This window comes from Burkholderia sp. 22088, from assembly GCF_052045915.1.
In the GTDB taxonomy this organism is placed as follows: domain Bacteria; phylum Pseudomonadota; class Gammaproteobacteria; order Burkholderiales; family Burkholderiaceae; genus Burkholderia; species Burkholderia cepacia.
Map to the genome: position 1 here is coordinate 170,589 of NZ_JBQEPY010000020.1, position 17,694 is coordinate 188,282.

Annotated in this window: 15 protein-coding genes and 1 pseudogene; 5 read left to right on the forward strand and 11 right to left on the reverse strand. The window is 66.3% G+C overall.

Annotated features, from left to right (window positions below; genetic code table 11):
- Nucleotides 1-199 precede the first annotated feature (199 nt).
- Entirely contained in the window at nucleotides 200-1,525 is a 1,326-nt protein-coding gene (locus tag ACTJLD_RS32770) for an MFS transporter (protein ID WP_440660772.1), read from the reverse strand.
- Between the two features lie 45 nt (nucleotides 1,526-1,570).
- Nucleotides 1,571-1,963, reverse strand: coding sequence for a 5-carboxymethyl-2-hydroxymuconate Delta-isomerase (locus tag ACTJLD_RS32775; RefSeq protein ID WP_060082703.1), 393 nt, complete (start codon nucleotides 1,961-1,963; stop codon nucleotides 1,571-1,573).
- Between the two features lie 98 nt (nucleotides 1,964-2,061).
- Here ACTJLD_RS32775 and ACTJLD_RS32780 point away from each other — a divergent pair, with 98 nt between their 5' ends.
- On the forward strand, nucleotides 2,062-3,024 hold the full coding sequence (locus ACTJLD_RS32780) for a LysR substrate-binding domain-containing protein (protein WP_124533603.1): 963 nt from the start codon (nucleotides 2,062-2,064) through the stop codon (nucleotides 3,022-3,024).
- Nucleotides 3,025-3,250: 226 nt separating this feature from the next.
- On the opposite strand, the gene ACTJLD_RS32785 is transcribed toward ACTJLD_RS32780, so the two are convergent.
- From ACTJLD_RS32785 to ACTJLD_RS32795, 3 genes and pseudogenes are all read right to left on the reverse strand, one after another.
- The gene (locus ACTJLD_RS32785; RefSeq protein WP_222211188.1) at nucleotides 3,251-3,961 is read right to left on the reverse strand and encodes an SDR family oxidoreductase; all 711 of its coding nucleotides are present in this window, start codon (nucleotides 3,959-3,961) and stop codon (nucleotides 3,251-3,253) included.
- Between the two features lie 20 nt (nucleotides 3,962-3,981).
- A pseudogene (locus ACTJLD_RS32790) lies at nucleotides 3,982-4,139 on the reverse strand (alkene reductase); the annotation flags it as partial.
- A gap of 24 nt (nucleotides 4,140-4,163) precedes the next feature.
- On the reverse strand, nucleotides 4,164-4,568 hold the full coding sequence (locus ACTJLD_RS32795; RefSeq protein WP_124918985.1) for an extradiol dioxygenase: 405 nt from the start codon (nucleotides 4,566-4,568) through the stop codon (nucleotides 4,164-4,166).
- Between the two features lie 511 nt (nucleotides 4,569-5,079).
- Here ACTJLD_RS32795 and msrB point away from each other — a divergent pair.
- The 4 genes from msrB to ACTJLD_RS32815 all read left to right on the forward strand — a co-directional run bounded on the left by msrB (nucleotide 5,080) and on the right by ACTJLD_RS32815 (nucleotide 9,738).
- On the forward strand, nucleotides 5,080-5,610 hold the full coding sequence (msrB, locus tag ACTJLD_RS32800) for a peptide-methionine (R)-S-oxide reductase MsrB (protein WP_021156789.1): 531 nt from the start codon (nucleotides 5,080-5,082) through the stop codon (nucleotides 5,608-5,610).
- A 35-nt stretch (nucleotides 5,611-5,645) separates the two neighbouring features.
- On the forward strand, nucleotides 5,646-7,541 hold the full coding sequence (locus ACTJLD_RS32805; RefSeq protein ID WP_124839697.1) for a cytochrome c biogenesis protein DipZ: 1,896 nt from the start codon (nucleotides 5,646-5,648) through the stop codon (nucleotides 7,539-7,541).
- A 121-nt stretch (nucleotides 7,542-7,662) separates the two neighbouring features.
- The gene (msrA, locus tag ACTJLD_RS32810; protein WP_049096759.1) at nucleotides 7,663-8,358 is read left to right on the forward strand and encodes a peptide-methionine (S)-S-oxide reductase MsrA; all 696 of its coding nucleotides are present in this window, start codon (nucleotides 7,663-7,665) and stop codon (nucleotides 8,356-8,358) included.
- Between the two features lie 264 nt (nucleotides 8,359-8,622).
- Nucleotides 8,623-9,738, forward strand: a complete 1,116-nt coding sequence (locus tag ACTJLD_RS32815) for an aromatic ring-hydroxylating oxygenase subunit alpha (protein ID WP_027792251.1) — start codon at nucleotides 8,623-8,625, stop codon at nucleotides 9,736-9,738.
- A 32-nt stretch (nucleotides 9,739-9,770) separates the two neighbouring features.
- Here the strand turns inward: ACTJLD_RS32815 and ACTJLD_RS32820 are convergent, their stop codons facing one another.
- The 6 genes from ACTJLD_RS32820 to preA all read right to left on the reverse strand — a co-directional run bounded on the left by ACTJLD_RS32820 (nucleotide 9,771) and on the right by preA (nucleotide 17,688).
- The gene (locus ACTJLD_RS32820; protein WP_060172621.1) at nucleotides 9,771-10,160 is read right to left on the reverse strand and encodes a cytidine deaminase; all 390 of its coding nucleotides are present in this window, start codon (nucleotides 10,158-10,160) and stop codon (nucleotides 9,771-9,773) included.
- Nucleotides 10,161-10,270: 110 nt separating this feature from the next.
- Nucleotides 10,271-11,587, reverse strand: coding sequence for a thymidine phosphorylase (deoA, locus tag ACTJLD_RS32825; RefSeq protein ID WP_060172619.1), 1,317 nt, complete (start codon nucleotides 11,585-11,587; stop codon nucleotides 10,271-10,273).
- A 38-nt stretch (nucleotides 11,588-11,625) separates the two neighbouring features.
- Nucleotides 11,626-12,900 carry a NupC/NupG family nucleoside CNT transporter gene (locus ACTJLD_RS32830; RefSeq protein ID WP_440660744.1) on the reverse strand — a complete coding sequence of 425 codons (1,275 nt, stop codon included), beginning with the start codon at nucleotides 12,898-12,900 and terminating at the stop codon, nucleotides 11,626-11,628.
- 339 nt (nucleotides 12,901-13,239) lie between these two features.
- On the reverse strand, nucleotides 13,240-14,697 hold the full coding sequence (gene hydA, locus ACTJLD_RS32835; protein ID WP_021156782.1) for a dihydropyrimidinase: 1,458 nt from the start codon (nucleotides 14,695-14,697) through the stop codon (nucleotides 13,240-13,242).
- A 61-nt stretch (nucleotides 14,698-14,758) separates the two neighbouring features.
- Nucleotides 14,759-16,267: an NCS1 family nucleobase:cation symporter-1 gene (locus tag ACTJLD_RS32840; RefSeq protein WP_027792247.1), complete on the reverse strand. Its 1,509-nt coding sequence runs from the start codon at nucleotides 16,265-16,267 to the stop codon at nucleotides 14,759-14,761.
- 101 nt (nucleotides 16,268-16,368) lie between these two features.
- Nucleotides 16,369-17,688 (reverse strand): NAD-dependent dihydropyrimidine dehydrogenase subunit PreA, encoded by a 1,320-nt coding sequence (preA, locus tag ACTJLD_RS32845; RefSeq protein WP_021156780.1) that lies wholly within the window; start codon nucleotides 17,686-17,688, stop codon nucleotides 16,369-16,371.
- Nucleotides 17,689-17,694 lie beyond the last annotated feature (6 nt).

Below are 17,694 nucleotides of genomic sequence, written 5' to 3' on the forward strand. Positions count from 1 at the left end.
GCGCGTCTATGTCACCGCGTTGCGGTGCATGATGACGAATGAACAGAAATTGAATGTCGCGCCAAACCGTGCGCGTGGGATTAATTTTCGGCAAACGCCCATATTTTGAAAATGGGCCTTGAAATGAATAGACTTTCAATCCAGACCAAAGAATTCGGATCCCACCGAGACAGGTCAGGCAAACTCGGCATGCGTCTCTTCAATGCCTCGCCACCCGCCGATAAATCGCGGTGAGTACCGCAGCCGCCAAGGCACTCAGTGCCAGCAACATGGTCGGCCCGATCGCATCGTGATGACGGTCTTTCAACCACCCGAACGCGATCGGTCCGGCGAAGCCCGCAAGGTTTCCGAAACAATTGATCGTCGCAATCCCCGCTGCCGCGGCCGTGCCGGTCAATCGCATGGTCGGCAGATGCCAGAACAGAGGCAATGCGGTCAGCGTGCCCGCTGCGGCGAGTGAAAGCCCCGCGATCACGGCTGGCAGAGCGCCACTGAACGATGCGCTCAAAATGAAACCAACCGATGCCACACCGGCGCCGCCTACGACATAGGCCGCCCAGTTACCCGCACGATCCGCGCTACGTGCTCCGACATTCATCGCCAGCACCGCAATCAAATACGGAATCGCACTGCAAACGCCGATCCATGACAGTTTCGTCAGACCCGTGTCCTTCACGAGCGTCGGAAGCCAAAAGCCGATTCCGTACAGACCGACGAGAAGCAGGAAATAGATCGTCGTCAGCAACACCATCTCCGACGCCGACAACCTGGATGCGCGCTGCGTCTCCTCGGCACGACCTGCATTGACATCGAGGCCTCGCAACACCGCATCCGCCTCTTCCGGCGACAGCCAGCGGGCATCGTTCGGGCGGCTCGGAAGCAGATAATGCACGGCGAGACCCACGACGACCGTCGGCAAGCCTTCGATTACAAACGTCCATTGCCATCCGGACAGCGCCGCGAATCCGTCGAGATTCGTCATGATCCAACCCGACAGCATGTTGCCGACAATGCCTGCGACCGCCGTCGCGCTCATGAACAGCGTCGTCATCCGGCCGCGCCGGTGAGCAGGAAACCAGTAGGTCAGATACAGCACGATGCCAGGGAAAAATCCGGCCTCCGCTACGCCAAGGATCAACCGCTGCAGATAGAAAGTGGCGGGAGAATGTACCCACGCCGCAGCGGCCGAAACGATACCCCAGGTCACCATGATGCGGGCAATCCACACGCGCGCGCCCACACGATGCAGCATGAGGTTGCTCGGTACCTCGAACAAGAAATAGCCGACGAAGAATATCCCCGCGCCGATACCGTAGACGGTGTCGCTCAATCCAAGATCACCTGCCATCTGCAGTTTCGCGGCCCCGACGTTAACCCGGTCGAGATACGCAAGAACCTGAGCCACCAGAAGCAACGGCATCAGTTTCCAACCGATGCGTCGATATAGTGCGTCGAGATCCGCGGGCGACGAGTCTGCCGGGATTGCTTTCCGTTCGTCGGGCGTCTCACACCCGATGCTGCGCATGATGTCCATTTCAGTCTCCATGAATTGTTGTTGATACGTGCCACGTCATGCAGAAGCACCCGTCTCGGCGTGGGTCCCGTCACGAACGGTCTTGATGTACGGCGCGCCGCTGAAATCGCAGACGAGTACGCAGCACTGCCAGCCGAACGCCGGCTGGATACGCTCGACGTCGTCTCGCACGACGTCGTGAATCAGTCTCCCCATTTCGTGCAGTACCGGCTCGCTCCTGGGTTTCGTCAGCAGCAGCCTGACGACGACGAATTCGTTTGTCGGATCATCTCCGGACAAGAACTGCTCGGCCGTATAGGTGCGGCTCTTCAATTCGGATAGCAAAGCGTGCCCTTGTGCCGCGAGCCGTTCGTGCAACGTGCCCGTCAAGGAGCGGAAATCGATCAGTCGCGCAATCCCGGGCGTGGATTCGATGATCAGGTGCGGCATGTCTTCACCTCTGTTGAAAAAATGCGTGGGTGAGAGGTTAGGATTCGGATCACCTGATGTAAATTAATGTTTCGCGCATCAATTCATTAGCCCCTGTTATGTATTCAGCCATCGATCTTCGCCTGCTGCGCAGCTTCATTGCGGTCGCACGCTCGGGCAGTGTGACCCGCGGGGCAGCCCGACTGCATTTGACTCAATCGGCACTCTCGCAGCACCTCCGTGAGCTCGCGGATCTGCTCGGCGTGACGTTGTTCGATCGGGTGGGTCGCGGCATTCTGCTCACTCAAGCGGGTGCGGACCTGTTCGCGGAAGTCGAGCCGATCCTGGAAAAACTCGACGTGACGCTTGCCAATGTCCGGAACCGCTCGCTCGAAGTTCATGGCACGTTGCGCATTGGTGCGATCGACACCTACGCAAGATCGCTCGTGATACCGACGATATCGACGCTACTCGCCCGGCATTCTCAGCTGCGCGTGTCCGTTCACGAACTCCCGGCCGCGGCGATCGATCAAGGGCTGATCGAAACTGAACTGGATATCGGCGTGTCGTTCTCTCACTTGTCGAATGCGGACATCGAGCAGAGAACGTTGTTCACGGAACGGCTGGCGCTCGTCCGGCGATCCAAGCGTCGCAAGGCCGGAAAGACCGTCAGCCTGCAGGAAGTTGCGCCCCAGCCGCTCGCGCTGCTGAATCGGACGTTCGCCATGCGCGGGCAAATCGACGCCGCATGCGCGAGTGCAAACATTGCGCTGAACGTTCGCGTAGAGGCCGCCAATGTCGATTCGCTGATACGGCTCGTCGAGCATGCCGACTACGCAACAATCGCGAGCCCGCTGGCAGTGCAGGCCGGCTCGCGAATTGAAACGACAACTATCTCGGACGACGGTCTGACGCGCATCGCTGCGTTGCGCTGGCGCCGCGGCAGGACCTTTACACCCGCCATGGAACGTTTTGAAGAAGCGATGTTGCAAACGATTCGTTCGTCTGGCCTGGAAACGCCAGGCGACGATTCGGTACGCATGTCGGAGCCGTCCCGCCGTCCGCGTATTCGACAGCGTTGACGACATCCTGAACACGCCCGTGGCGTAGACGGAACGGCTGCTCATGAGGCGGACACTCCCCTTCGCCCCAACTCCGGACGGACGTGAGCGATTCACGAAGGAGTTCCGCTAAATCGCGGACGCGCGATACCAGCAAGTGGCCGTAAAGGAAGATCACGCGCAACGGCGCGGCCCGTCAGGTCCGATGATGTTTTGGGTTCACCGGCACGCGTCCCGACGCAGCGTACTACGCGATCGCGCCACCACCGTCTACCAGCACCGTCGAACCCGTCGCATAAGGGGTCGACGCAAGGTAGAGCACGGCGTTCGCGACGTCCTCGGGTTGTCCAACTCGACCGGCCGGCAATCGCGCCGCGGCGCCTTCGTACATCCGGTCGCGTGCTTCCGCATCGATCTTCGACCAGAGAGGTGTCGCAATCAGGCCCGGAGATACCGTGTTGACACGCACCGGAGCAAGTTCAAGCGCAAGTCCTCTCGCCAACGATTCAAGCGCTGCGTTGATCGCGCCTTGCAAGACCGAATTCTTGCTCGGCCGCACACTCAGAAAGCCCGACACAAACGTCAGGGAACCACCTTGCCGAATGCGGACGGCCCGTGCGATGCGATACGCTCCCCAGAACTTGCTGTCCATCGCCGCGTAGGCGTCGTCAAGCTCCAGACCACGCACCGGCCCCGTGGCTGTCTGGGCGGCCGATACGACAACGTGGTCGAATTCGCCCGCCGAATCGAGAAATGCATGTACGCTCGCGTCGTCGGTAATGTCCATCACGCCGGTGCTCACGCCATAACCGATCCTGTCTTTGCTCGCCGCCAGCCTGGCCGCATCGCGCGACGCAATCGTCACTTTCGCTCCGACCTCCGCAAATGCACGTGCGGTCGCTTCACCTATCCCGGAGCTTCCGCCAACCACCAACACCCTTTGATCATTGAGTTTCATCGCCCGTTTCCTCCGTTAAGAATCTGTCCTTCGAACACCACCGCCGATGGCGCGACCGGCAACGCACCATCGTGGAAAGCCGGGGGCGACATCCTGCCTGCATGCCAGAGCTGTAAAAAGATGCGCCCCCTCCCTCTGCATGCACCGCCTCTGTCACGTTACGCCGGCCTTCGATCTGCGCGTCACAGTCCGACATACCGATTCAAGCATTCTTGATATCGCCTTGATCATTGGTTGCGAGTGCCGTCACGAACTCGACGCAAACGCCCGGAGCAATAGACACGAACAGCTGTCGCTCGTTTGACAACGGCACGTCGCTCAATGTGTAGTCGATCCGCCTGGTGGTCAGCCGCTCGATCAACGCCTCCCATTCGCGACGCGCGTCGATGCGCAGCGCAATATGATCGATACGCGGTGTGCTACGACCTTTTTGCGCAGGAAGCGTCGCGCGCGTAACGTGAATCATCGGGTGACGATCGAGGTACAACCAATAGCCGTCCACGCTGAACGGCGGTCGGGGCCCGGTATCGAGACCGACAACCTCATCGAAAAAGCAACGGGTACCGTCGATGTCATCGGTAACGATGGTGGCGTGGTCGAAATGCATGGCTCATGCCTGTACGAGGGTGCGATGTTGTATTTTGTTGCCCCCGGTCGATCTTGATAATTGGCTTCGAGATTGAATGATTTTCAACGATGACAAGAAGATGGGAAGTGCATGTTTCCACGCTCCCGATCAACCTAGTCAGTGGCAGAGAAGATTCAGGAAGATCAACAGAAAATGAAAACGGGTGCAGACCACGGTCTGCACCCGTTACGCCCCTTCCGCATCCCGGTATACCCCATCATGAATCGGTGGTGACTGTAGGGCGACTTCGTCACCGGATCGGCTGCGGTGATCAAGCCGGGATTGCTCATCCCGGTGTGATTCGCGACCTCGGTCAGACATCTCGCGTATCCCGGTACGGTTCTATCGGCAAGCCAAAGTCCGGATTCCAGCGCCCCCCCAACCAAACCCCCCAGACTTCACGATTCATTTAACTTTCCGTGAGGACTTCGACACCGACCGCTGACTACGATGGGCGCATGTTTTCAGGACCTGCTGCCAGGAGCCCATCATGCCCACCCGCAGACATCTGCTGTTCGCCGGCGCCACCGGCCTCGCCGCGCTTGCGACCCTGTCGTCCGTCGGCCGCCGCGCGCTGGTCGGCCGCGCGTTCGCCGCGCCGCCGGCCACTCCGCAGACGGCCGCGCCTTTCGAAGTCACCCTCAGCGACGCCGAATGGCATCGCCGGCTCACGCCCGCCCAGTACACGGTCCTGCGCGAAGCCGGCACCGAGCGCCCGTACACCAGCCCGCTGAACGACGAGCACCGGCACGGCACGTTCGCGTGCGCCGGCTGCGACCTCGCGCTGTTCTCGTCGGCCGCCAAGTTCGACAGCCATACGGGCTGGCCGAGCTTCTGGAAGCCGCTCGACCACGCGGTCGCCACCCACACCGACGCGTCGTTCGGGATGATCCGCACCGAAGTGCACTGCCGCCGCTGCGGCGGCCATCTCGGCCACGTGTTCGACGACGGCCCGCCGCCGACCGGCCTGCGCTACTGCATGAACGGCCTCGCCCTCGCCTTCCACCCTGCCACCGCCTGATCCGGCCCCACGCCTGATCGACTGGAGAACGCACCATGCTGCTCATCGTCCTTGCCTACCTCGGCGGCGTGCTCACGATCCTGAGCCCGTGCATCCTGCCCGTGCTGCCGTTCGTGTTCGCGCGCGCCGACCAGCCGTTCGTGCGCACCGGCCTGCCGCTGCTGGCCGGCATGGCCCTCACGTTCGCCGTCGTCGCGACGCTCGCGGCCGTCGGCGGCGGCTGGGTCGCGCAGGCCAACCAGGCCGGCCGCTGGGTCGCCATCGTGCTGCTCGCGGTGTTCGGCCTGACGCTGCTGATGCCGCGTCTCGCGGAGCACCTGACGCGCCCGCTCGTCGCCGCCGGCAACCGGCTCACCGGCTTCGCGCAACGCGACGGCCGCCCGGCCGGCCCCGCGTCGTCGCTGCTGCTCGGCGTCGCGACCGGCCTGCTGTGGGCGCCGTGCGCGGGCCCGATCCTCGGGCTCGTGCTGACCGGCGCCGCGCTGCGCGGCGCAAGCGTCGGCACGACGCTGCTGCTGGTCGCGTATGCGGCCGGCGCGGCGACGTCGCTCGGCGTCGCGCTGGTGATCGGCGGCAAGGTGTTCGCCGCGATGAAGCGCTCGCTCGGCGCCGGCGAATGGATCAAGCGCGGAATCGGCGCGGCGCTGCTGGCCGGCGTCGGCGCGATCGCGCTCGGCCTCGATACGGGCGCGCTCGCACAACTGTCGACCGTCACGACGGGCGGGCTCGAAACGAAGCTCGTCGACCGACTCGGCGGGCATGCGAGCGGCGCGCCGGTCGCGATGGCCACGGCCGGCGGTTCGGCGGAGAACGGGGCAGAACGCGCGGCGGACGGCTCGGCCAACGATGCCGCGAACGGTTCCGGCGGCGCGATGATGGCCGCGACAGCCGATGCCGCGCAGGCCGGCGGCGCGATGATGCGCGCGGTGGACGCGACGCATGGGCCGGCCGCGCTGCCCGTCGAAGGCACGCTGCCGTCGCTCGACGGCGCGGTGCAGTGGCTGAACTCGCCGCCGCTGACGGCGGCCGGCCTGCGCGGCAAGGTGGTGCTGGTCGATTTCTGGACCTATTCGTGCATCAACTGCCTACGCACGCTGCCGTACACGACCGCGTGGGCGCGCAAGTACGCGCCGTACGGGCTCGTCGTGATCGGTGTGCACGCACCCGAATTCGCGTTCGAACGCGACATCGGCAACGTGAAGAAGGCCGTGCACGACCTCGGCATCGACTTCCCGGTGGCAATCGACAACCGTTTCGCGATCTGGCGCGCATTCAACAACGAATACTGGCCCGCGCACTACTTCGTCGACGCGCAAGGCCGCGTGCGCCGTCACCACTTCGGCGAAGGCGAGTACGCGGAATCGGAGCGCGCGATCCAGTCGCTGCTCGCCGAGGCCGGCCATCCGGAAGCACTGAACGTGCCGCTCGGGCTCGCCGGCGCGCCCGCGAAGGGTGCGCTCGCGGCGGCCGACAGCGCGGACGTCCGCTCGCCCGAGACCTACGTCGGCTACGCACGCGCCGAGGATTTCGTGTCGCCCGGCGGCGTGGTGCGCGATGCGGCGTTTCACTATGCCGAGCCGGCCCGTCCCGATCTGAACGACTGGGGCCTCGCCGGCATGTGGCGGGTCGGCGCCGAACGCGCGACGCTCGCGGCGCCCGCCGGCCGCATCGTCTACCGCTTCCATGCGCGCGACCTCCACCTGGTGCTCGGCCCCGGCGAGGACGGCAAGCCGGTGCGCTTTCGCGTGACGCTCGACGGCGCGGCCCCCGGCGCCGCGCACGGCAGCGACGTCGATGCGCAAGGCTACGGCACCGTGACCGGGCAACGCCTGTACCAGCTGGTCCGGCAACCCGGCGCGATCGCCGATCGCACGTTCTCGATCGAGTTTCTCGATCCCGGCGTGAATGCCTATGCGTTCACGTTCGGCTGATCCCGGCCGGGGGCGGCGCACCGGCGCCGCGTCCGGGCCCCGCTTTCCATTCCGCCTTCCGAAGGAGCACACCGTGAACACCACCTCCCCCCGCGGTTCCGCGCCGCAACGGCGCACGGCGATGCTGCGCCGCATCGGCGCCATCGCCGTCGCGGCTCTCGCCGTGTTCGGCTACCAGCGCATCGTCAACTCCGCCGAGGCGATGCGCACCGTACCCGCGCCCACGCTCGACGAAACGCCCGGCACATCGCACGACGAGACGGCCGTGTTCGCCGGCGGCTGCTTCTGGGGCGTGCAGGGCGTATTCGAGCACGTGAAGGGCGTGAAGCAGGTCACGGCCGGCTATGCGGGCGGTGCGTCCGAAACGGCGCACTATGCGCTCGTCGGCTCGGGGCTGACCGGGCACGCGGAATCGGTTCGCATCGTCTACGACCCGACCCGGATCACGTACGGCCGGCTTCTGCAGGTGTTCTTCTCGGTCGCGCACGATCCGACCGAGCTCAACCGGCAGGGCCCCGACGAAGGGTCGCAATACCGGTCGGCGATCTTCCCGACCACCGCGCAGCAACGCGCGGTCGCGACCGCGTACATCGCGCAGCTCGGCACCGCGCACGTGTTTCCGGCGCCGGTCGTCACGCGCGTCGAGGACTACAAGGGGTTCTACCCGGCCGAGGCCTACCACCAGAACTACCTCGAGCTGCACCCCGACGCGCCGTACATCGCGTACAACGACATGCCGAAGATCGCCGGGCTGAAGCAGTACTTCCCGGCGCTGTACCGCACCGACGCGGTGCTGTGGCGCGATGCGCGCTCGTGACCGCCACGCGGTCACGCGGCCGCGTGACGGGGTGACGGGGTTGACCGGGTAACGCCCGCCGCGCGGCCGAAGCCCGTGCGGCCACGCACGGCCGGCGCGAGCCGCCCGCGATCCGGTTTGCGCTGCATCAACGAAACCGCGGGCGCCGTGCCGGGGCAAACCCGCATCGCGTCCGCCGCGACCGGCAACTTCGCGTAGACTTCTCCAGATCCCCGCCGCATCTTGCGGCGCCCGGAATTCCAGTCCAGCCCGGAGACGTCACGCATGCGAGCAGTGCCCTTCCCTGACAGCGGCACCCTTGGAGAACCCTCTTCCGGCTCGGCCGTGCGCGACTTGCGCCGCGTGCCGATTCATCCCGATTACTGGTACCCGCTCGCGTGGTCGCGCGAGCTGAAACGCGGCAAGACACTCGGCGTGCGCTTCGCCGGCGATCCGATCGTGCTCGTGCGCACCGAATCCGGCGCCGTGTACGCGCTCGAGGATCGTTGCGCGCACCGCCAGGTGCCGCTGCACGCGGGCGTCGTGAGCGGCGAGACGCTGCGCTGCTGTTATCACGGCTGGACCTACGCGTGCGACAGCGGTCGCTGCGTCGACGTGCCGTACCTCGGCCGCGAGCGCCTGCCCAACGGCGTGCGCGCCTATCCGTGCCGCGAAGCGCACGGGTTGATCTTCGTGTTCCCGGGCGATGCGACGCTCGCCGACTCGCGGCCGTTCCCCGCGCTCGAATCGGCGGACGACCGCGCGTTCAAGACGCGCCGCTTCGGCCGCGAGGTCAAGTGCCACTACTCGTTCATGCACGAGAACCTGATGGACATGAACCATCAGTTCCTGCATCGCAAGCAGATGGGGCAGATGCGTGCGCGCTCGGTCGGCCGGCGTCGCGGCGACGACTGGGTCGAGGTGGACTACACGTTCGCGCGGATGGAAGGCAAGCAGCCGGTCGGCGAGGCGCTCGTGTTCGGCGCGAGCAAGAAGCCGGGCGAGCAGGCGGACAAGAGCGTGATGACGGTGCGCACCGGTTATCCGTACCAGACACTGCAGATCCGCTCGAGCGAAGGCACGCTCGTGATGGACCTGTGGATCGTCTATGTCCCGCTCGACGCCGAGCAGCGCACCAACCGCACGTTCGGACTGCTGTCGATCCACAAGCCCGGCATACCGTTCGCGCTCGATCTCGCGTGGCCGCTGCTCGTCTGGTTCACCGAGCGCATCTTCCGCGAGGATCGCTGGATCGTCGAGCGCGAGCAGGAAGCGCATGACCGGCAGGGCGCCGACTGGAACCACGAGGTGTTTCCGGTCATCAACGAGCTGCGCGACCTGCTGCGCCAGTGCGGCGCGCGCACGGTGATCCCGATCCGCGAAGCGCGCGACGGCGCGTGACGTGAGCGGCGCGCCGGTGCGCGCGCCGTTCGTTACAAGCGGAACGCGCCCGGCAGCAATGCGTGGGCCGTCGTGACGTCGACGGCCCCGTTCAGGTTGGCCAGGATCACTTCGATGTCCGGCGTGCCGATCTCGATGATCACCTGGCGGCAAGCGCCGCACGGCGCGATCGGGCCGACCGTGTCGCCCACGACCGCGAGCCGCGTGAAATCCCCCGGAAAATAACCGGCGGCGATGGCCGAAAACATCGCCGTGCGTTCCGCGCAGTTGCAGAGTCCGTAAGACGCGTTCTCGACATTGCAGCCGTGAAAAACCGTCCCGTCGCGCGCCAGCAGCGCGGCGCCGACCTTGAAGCGGGAATACGGCGCGTACGCGCGTTCGCGCGCCTCCTTCGCCGCTTCGATCAGTTCGTGTCGTTCCATCTCGTCGTGCCTCCGATTGTGTGCCGGGGAGCATCGGCGCGGCCGCATCCCGGCCGCCACGATACGCCCGTGGCGTGAAGCGATCGCCGGTATCCGCACCGTGCGATCGGTCAGCCGATCCGCTGATAGAGGGTCGGCGGCGCGTCGCCCGTCTCGCCCAGCACATAGCTGCGCTGGATCGCATCCACCGCGTGCGCCGCGGCGGCTGCGTCGCGGGCATGCACATGGCCGAGCGGCTGGCCGGCTTCGACACGCTGCCCGATCTCCGCGAGCGCCGTCAGGCCGACACTGTAGTCGATCGCGTCCGCCGCGCGCGTGCGCCCGCCGCCGAGCGCGACGACCGCGAGCCCGAGCGCGCGGCAATCGACCCGCTGCACGACGCCGCTCACGCGCGACGGAACCGGTACGATCACCTCCGCCCGCGCAAGATGACGCGCGGGTGCGTCGATCAGGTCCGCGGGGCCGCCAAGCGCCGTGACCATCTTCGCGAAGCGTTCCGCAGCCGCCCCCGAATCAAGCGCGTGCTGCAACTCCACGCGCGCCGCCTCGACGTCGCGCGCCAGCCCGCCGGTGACGAGCAACTCCGCCGACAGCGCCATCGTGACGTCATGCAGGCGTGCCGGGCGCGATTTGCCCGTCAGGTAGTCGATCGCGCACGCCACTTCGAGCGCATTGCCCGCGCACGGCGCGAGCGACTGGTTCATGTCGGTGAGGATCGCGGTCGTCTTCATGCCGGCGCCGTTGCCGACGTCGACGATGCTGCGCGCCAGTTCCGCCGACTGTTCGGCGGTCGGCATGAATGCGCCGGAGCCGACCTTCACGTCCATCACGAGCCCGTCGAGCCCGGCCGCGAGCTTCTTCGACAGGATCGACGCGGTGATCATCGCGATCGATTCGACGGTCGCCGTCACGTCGCGAATCGCGTAGATGCGCATGTCGGCCGGCGCCAGCCGCGCCGTCTGCCCGATGATCGCGACGCCGACCTCGCGCACCGTGCGACGAAACGCGTCCGTATCGGGCGTCACGTCGTAGCCGGGAATCGCGCTCAGCTTGTCGAGCGTGCCGCCGGTATGGCCGAGCCCACGCCCCGAGATCATCGGCACGTAGCCGCCGCACGCGGCGACCATCGGCCCGAGCATCAGCGACACGACATCGCCGACGCCGCCGGTCGAATGCTTGTCGATCACCGGCCCGCCGAGATCGAGCGCGCGCCAGTCGAGCACGTCGCCCGAGTCGCGCTGCGCGAGCGTCAGCGCGACGCGCTCGTCGGTGCTCAGGTCGTTGAAAAACACGGCCATCGCGAACGCGGCCACCTGGCCCTCGGTCACGCTGCCGTCGGTCACGCCGCGCACGAACGCGGCGATCCCGTCGCGATCGAGCGGCTGCCCGTCGCGCTTCCGGCGAATGAATTCCTGCGGTAAAAACATCGTTGCCTCTCCTCGATCGTTCAGGTTCAGGCGCAAGTTCAATGGAGCGAAAAGAACAGGCCCGCAATCGCCGCGCTCATCAGGTTCGACAGCGTCGCGGCCGTCAGTGCGCGCAGGCCGTGCCGCGCGACTTCCGAGCGGCGCTCGGGCGCGACCGCGCTGAAGCCGCCCGCGAGGATCGCGATCGACGAGAAGTTCGCGAAGCCGCACAGCGCGAACGACACGATCGCGAGCGTCTTCGGGTCGAGCACCTGCAGGCCGGCCGCCGCGACGTGCTCGCCGCTCTTCAGGTACGGCGACAGGTCGCCATACGCGACGAACTCGTTGAAGATCAGCTTCTCGCCGATGAAGTTGCCGGCCAGTGCCGCGTCGTGCCACGGCACGCCGATGATCCACGCGAGCGGCGCGAACAGGTGGCCGATGATACCCACGAGCGTGATCTGCGGAAAGCCCGCGAACGCCGCCGCGCCGCTGACGATGAGGTTCATCAGCGCGATGAGCCCGACGAACGCGATCAGCATTGCACCGACGTTGATCGCGATCCGCAGCCCGACCGACGCGCCCGACGCCGCCGCCTCGATCACGTTCGCGGCGCGCTTGTCGTCGAACTCGAGCCCGTCGACCACGACACGGCTCGGCTCGACCGTCGGAAACAGCAGCTTGCCGAACAGCAGGCCGCCGGGCACCGCCATGAACGACGCGGCGAGCAGGTATTCCATCTTCACGCCGAGGCCGGCGTAGCCGACCAGCACCGAGCCGGCGACCGACGCCATGCCGCTTGCCATCACCGTGAAGATCTCGGCGCTCGTCATGTTCCGCACGAACGGCTTCACGAGCGCGGGCATCTCGCTCTGCCCGAGAAAGATCGTCGCGACGGCCGAGCACGCCTCGATGCGGCTCACGCCGAGCACTTTCGCCAGTGCGGCGCCGAGGATTGCAACGATCCACTTCATCACGCCGATGTAGTACAGCACCGCGATCAGTGCGGTCACGAAGATGATCATCGGCAGCACGCGCAGGCCGAACACGAACCCGCCGTCGCCGAACAGCTGGAACATCCTGCTGTCGACGAGCCCGCCGAACACGAACGCGATGCCGTGATTGCCCATGTCGAGCACGCGATTGACGCCGTTCGCGGCCGCCGCCAGCGCCGTGCGGCCGGACGGCACGAACAGCACCAGCGCGCCGATCGCCAGTTGCGTGCACAGCGCGGCGACCATGGTCCGGCCGCTCACCGCGCGCCGGTTGTTCGACAGCAGATAGGCCACCAGCAGCAGGAACAGCATACCCAGGAGACTGCGCAGAATATCCACCTCGTACTCCTTGCTCTCAATGTTGTTGGACTGTTCGGCGGGCAGGCCCGGCGTGCCTGCGAAACGCCGTCGGTGGATATTACTCGCCGGCATGCACGCCGACAACGCAAACAAAATGGCCGCGTTCGAGCAACGTCGCGTGCTTCGTCGACTTGCTCAGTTCTTCTACATACTGGGAGATCGGCAAGACGGGATCACGCTACGATCCGTCCCAAATACTGAGAGAATTGGCGGGATGGTGAGCAGCAGGCAGAAGCGGTGCCGGCATGCACGGGAAGGCAAGAGGAAGCATGCGGGGCGTGCCGCTCGACCCGACACGCCCCGCACGTTACGCACCGTTCAGCCGGCGCGCTCGACCGGATGCGGTTCGCGCAGCCGGTTCGCGATCCGCGCGGCCTCGTAGTAGCCGGCCGCCGGCGGGCGCTTCAGGTAGCGGCCCGCACCGCGCACCGCGCGCAATTCGCCGTCGGCCCATGCGAGCGCGCCGCGCGTGAGCGTATGCGTCGCGACGCCCTGCACCGTCATCCCCTCGAACACGTTGAAGTCGACCTGCTGATGATGGGTCTTCACCGAGATCGTCTTCGTCGCAGCAGGGTCCCACACGACGAGGTCGGCATCGGCGCCCACCTGCACGGCGCCCTTGCGCGGATACAGGTTGAAGATCTGCGCGGCGTTCGTCGACGTGATCCGCACGAACTCGTTCGGCGTGATGCGGCCGTGATTCACGCCGTGATGCCACAGCACCGACATGCGATCCTCGACCCCGCCGCAGCCGTTCGGGATCTTCGTGAAATCGTCGCGACCCATCGCCTTCTGCGACGCGCAGAACACGCAGTGGTCGGTCGCCGTCGTATGCAGTTGCCCCGCCTGCAGCCCGCGCCACAGCGCCTCGCGATGCTCGGCCGAGCGGAACGGCGGGCTCATCACGTGCGCGGCCGCGCGCGTCCAGTCCGGGTCTCGATAAACGGCCTCGTCGATCACCAGGTGGCCCGGCAGCACCTCGCCGAACACGCGCAGCCCTTCGCTGCGTGCACGCGTGATCGCATCCACCGCGTCCTTCGCGGAGACGTGCACGATGTACACGGGCACGCCGAGCACCTGCGCGATGCGGATCGCGCGGTTCGCGGCCTCGCCCTCGACCTCCGGCGGCCGCGACAGCGGATGCGCCTCCGGTCCCGTCATCCCGCGCGCGAGCAGCGCCTTCTGCAGCTGGAACACGAGCTCGCCGTTCTCGGCGTGCACGGTCGGCAGCGCGCCGAGTTCGAGCGAACGCGAGAAGCTGTTCACGAGCACCTCGTCGTCGGCCATGATCGCGTTCTTGTACGCCATGAAGTGCTTGAAGCTCGACACGCCGTGCTCGCGCACGAGCGTACCCATGTCGCGATGCACGCTCTCGTCCCACCACGTCACGGCCACGTGGAAGCCGTAGTCAGCCGCCGCCTTCTCGGCCCAGCCGCGCCATTCGCGGAACGCGTCCATCAGCGGCTGCTTCGGGCTCGGGATCACGAAGTCGATGATGCTCGTCGTGCCGCCGGCGAGCCCGGCGGCCGTGCCCGAGTAGAAATCGTCGCTCGCGGTCGTGCCCATGAACGGCAGTTCCATGTGCGTATGCGGATCGATGCCGCCCGGCATCACGTACTGGTCGTGCGCGTCGACGACGCTCGCGCCGGCCGGCGCGTCGATCTGCTCGGCGATCTGGAGGATCGTGCCGCCGTCTTCAGGGTCCGCGCACAGAACGTCGGCGCGATAGGAGCGGTCCGCATCGACCACGGTGCCGCCGCGAATCAGGATTGCCATGGGGTTGCCTCCTCGTTGACTGTCGGGTGCCGCATCGCACGCATCAAGCGCATCGCGCGTGTCATGCGCTCGCGATCTGCGCGCGCTGTCCGGCGCGCCACTTCATCCAGGTGCCGTACACGCCCGACGCCAGCACGAGGCCGACGAACCACGCGTACGTGTAAAGCGTGTTGAAGAACGCCGGCACGTTCGGGAACGACGCCGGAAATGCCGTGTGCAGGAAGCCGGGCAGGTTCGGCAGCACGCCGACCGCGAGCGCGGCCAGCGCGGCCGGGTTCCAGCCGCGCGCGTAGCTGAAGCCGCCGCGTTCGTCGAACAGCGCGCGCGTGTCGAGCCGCGTGCCGCGAATCAGGAAGTAGTCGACCATCATGATCCCCGCCACGGGCCCGAGCAGCGCCGAATAGCCGACGAGCCAGGTGAAGATGTAGCCGTCCGTCGTCGCGAGGATCTTCCACGGCATCATCACGATCGCGATGGTCGCGGTAATCATCCCGCCGGTGCGGTACGAGATCGCCTTCGGCCACAGGCTCGAGAAATCGTAGGCCGGGCCGACGAGATTCGCGGCGAGGTTGCAGCACATCGTGTCGAGCGTGAGGATCACGAGCGCGATGCCCACGCCGATGCCCGTCATCCGGCTCGTCAGGTCGATCGGATCCCAGATCGCGTTGCCGTAGATCACGACGGTCGCGGACGTCACGACGACCGACACCACCGACAGCAGCGCCATCGGCAACGGCAGCCCGATCGACTGGCCGATCACCTGGTCGCGCTGCGAATGCGCGAAGCGCGTGAAATCGGGGATGTTCAGCGCGAGCGTCGCCCAGAAGCCGACCATCGCGGTCAGGCCCGGCCAGAAGGTCGCCCAGAACAGCCCGGCCTTCTTGCCGCCCGCCGCGAACTGCGACGGCGCCGACAGCATCGTGCCGAAGCCGCCCGCCTTCGACGTCGCCCACCACACGAGCGCCACGCACATCACGACCTTGATCGGCGCGGACCAGCTCTCGAGCCAGCGGATCGAATCGGTGCCGTGCCAGATGAAGTAGAGCTGCAGCGCCCAGAACACGAGAAAGCACGCGAGCTGCCCGAACCCGATGCCGATGACCGGCAGCGCGGCACCGTGCAGCGCGTTGCCGGTCAGGATGTTCAGCAGCGTATAGATCGCACTGCCGCCGAGCCAGGTCTGGATCCCGTACCAGCCGCACGCGACGATCGCGCGCAACAGCGCCGGCAGCTTCGCGCCCTGCGTGCCGAACGACGCACGCACGAGCACCGCGTATGGAATCCCGTGCTTCGCGCCCGCATGACCGATCAGCAGCATCGGCACGAGCACGATCAGGTTGCCAAGCAACACGGTCGCCACGGCCTGCCACGGCGACATGCCTTCCTGGATCAGCCCCGCCGCAAGCATGTACGACGCAATGTTCATCACCATCCCGACCCAGAGCGCCGCGAAGTGATACCACTTCCACGTGCGCTGCGCCGGCGTCGTCGGCGCGAGGTCGTCGTTGTACAGGCTGCCGCCCTGCGCCGCGGCGCCATCGGGATCGGCGGGATTCGCTGCGTGATTCATCGAACGTACTCCGCGAAAACGTCAGCGCCGGCACCATGCGTGCCGGCCCGGGTGGAACGAAAAGCGGCGGTGCGGGGCTCTCCCGCGCCGCCGGACGCCGGTCAGGCAGCCTTCTTCGCGTGCTTCTCGGGTGCCGCCGCCGCACCTGCACTCGCCCCCGCGTCCGCGCTCGCCGGATTGTTCGGATGCGTGGTCCAGTTCGCGTAGTCGCCCGAATCGACACGCTCCATCGTGATGCATTGCTCGACCGGACACACATGCATGCAAAGATTGCACCCGACGCATTCCGAGTCCACCACTTCGAAGTGACGCACGCCGTCCTTCGTCGCCGTGATCGCCTGGTGCGACGTGTCCTCGCACGCGATATGGCACAGCCCGCACTGGATGCAGCGGTCCTGGTCGATGCGCGCCTTGATGTCGTACTTCAGGTTCAGGTATTTCCAGTCGGTCACGTTCGGCACCGCGCGGCCGCGGATATCGTCGAGCGTCGCGTAACCCTTCTCGTCCATCCAGTTCGACAGGCCGTCGGCGAGGTCCGACACGATCCGGAATCCATAATGCATCGCCGCGGTGCACACCTGCACGCTGCCGGCGCCGAGCACCATGAACTCGGCGGCGTCGCGCCACGACGAGATGCCGCCGATGCCGGAGATCGGCAGGTTCGGCGTTTCCGGGTCGCGCGCGATCTCCGCGACCATGTTCAACGCGATCGGCTTGACCGCCGGGCCGCAATAGCCGCCGTGCGTACCCTTGCCGTCCACGGTCGGCATCGGCGCCATGTGGTCGAGATCGACCGCGACGATCGAGTTGATCGTGTTGATCAGCGACACGCCGTCCGCGCCGCCCTTGTACGCGGCGCGCGATCCCATCCGGATATCGCTGATGTTCGGCGTGAGCTTCACGAGGCACGGCAGCTTCGTGCCTTCCTTCACCCAGCGCGTGACCATCTCCACGTATTCGGGCACCTGCCCGACCGCCGCACCCATCCCGCGCTCGCTCATCCCGTGCGGACAGCCGAAGTTCAGCTCGACCGCGTCGGCGCCCGTATCCTCGACGAGCGGCAAGATCCATTTCCAGTCCCGCTCGTTGCACGGCACCATCAGCGACACGATCAGCGCGCGTTCCGGCCAGTCGCGCTTCACCTGCGCGATCTCTCTCAGGTTCACGTCGAGCGGACGGTCGGTGATCAGCTCGATATTGTTCAGCCCCGCGATGCGCTGGCCGTTCCACTGCACGGCGCCGTAGCGCGAACTGACGTTGACGACGTGCGGATCGAGCCCGAGCGTCTTCCACACGACACCGCCCCAGCCCGCCTCGAACGCGCGGTTCACGTTGTAGGCCTTGTCGGTCGGTGGCGCGGACGCCAGCCAGAAGGGATTCGGCGAAGTGATGCCCGCGATGGTGCAGCGAAGGTCGGCCATGTTCGG

Bases quoted from the DNA above. Each gene is read 5' to 3' on its own strand.
- ACTJLD_RS32770 (WP_440660772.1), bottom strand. From the start codon at position 1,525: ATGCGCAGCATCGGGTGTGAGACGCCCGACGAACGGAAAGCAATCCCG.
- ACTJLD_RS32775 (WP_060082703.1), bottom strand. From the start codon at position 1,963: ATGCCGCACCTGATCATCGAATCCACGCCCGGGATTGCGCGACTGATC.
- ACTJLD_RS32780 (WP_124533603.1), top strand. From the start codon at position 2,062: ATGTATTCAGCCATCGATCTTCGCCTGCTGCGCAGCTTCATTGCGGTC.
- ACTJLD_RS32785 (WP_222211188.1), bottom strand. From the start codon at position 3,961: ATGAAACTCAATGATCAAAGGGTGTTGGTGGTTGGCGGAAGCTCCGGG.
- ACTJLD_RS32795 (WP_124918985.1), bottom strand. From the start codon at position 4,568: ATGCATTTCGACCACGCCACCATCGTTACCGATGACATCGACGGTACC.
- msrB (WP_021156789.1), top strand. From the start codon at position 5,080: ATGCCCACCCGCAGACATCTGCTGTTCGCCGGCGCCACCGGCCTCGCC.
- ACTJLD_RS32805 (WP_124839697.1), top strand. From the start codon at position 5,646: ATGCTGCTCATCGTCCTTGCCTACCTCGGCGGCGTGCTCACGATCCTG.
- msrA (WP_049096759.1), top strand. From the start codon at position 7,663: ATGCTGCGCCGCATCGGCGCCATCGCCGTCGCGGCTCTCGCCGTGTTC.
- ACTJLD_RS32815 (WP_027792251.1), top strand. From the start codon at position 8,623: ATGCGAGCAGTGCCCTTCCCTGACAGCGGCACCCTTGGAGAACCCTCT.
- ACTJLD_RS32820 (WP_060172621.1), bottom strand. From the start codon at position 10,160: ATGGAACGACACGAACTGATCGAAGCGGCGAAGGAGGCGCGCGAACGC.
- deoA (WP_060172619.1), bottom strand. From the start codon at position 11,587: ATGTTTTTACCGCAGGAATTCATTCGCCGGAAGCGCGACGGGCAGCCG.
- hydA (WP_021156782.1), bottom strand. From the start codon at position 14,697: ATGGCAATCCTGATTCGCGGCGGCACCGTGGTCGATGCGGACCGCTCC.
- ACTJLD_RS32840 (WP_027792247.1), bottom strand. From the start codon at position 16,267: ATGAATCACGCAGCGAATCCCGCCGATCCCGATGGCGCCGCGGCGCAG.
- preA (WP_021156780.1), bottom strand. From the start codon at position 17,688: ATGGCCGACCTTCGCTGCACCATCGCGGGCATCACTTCGCCGAATCCC.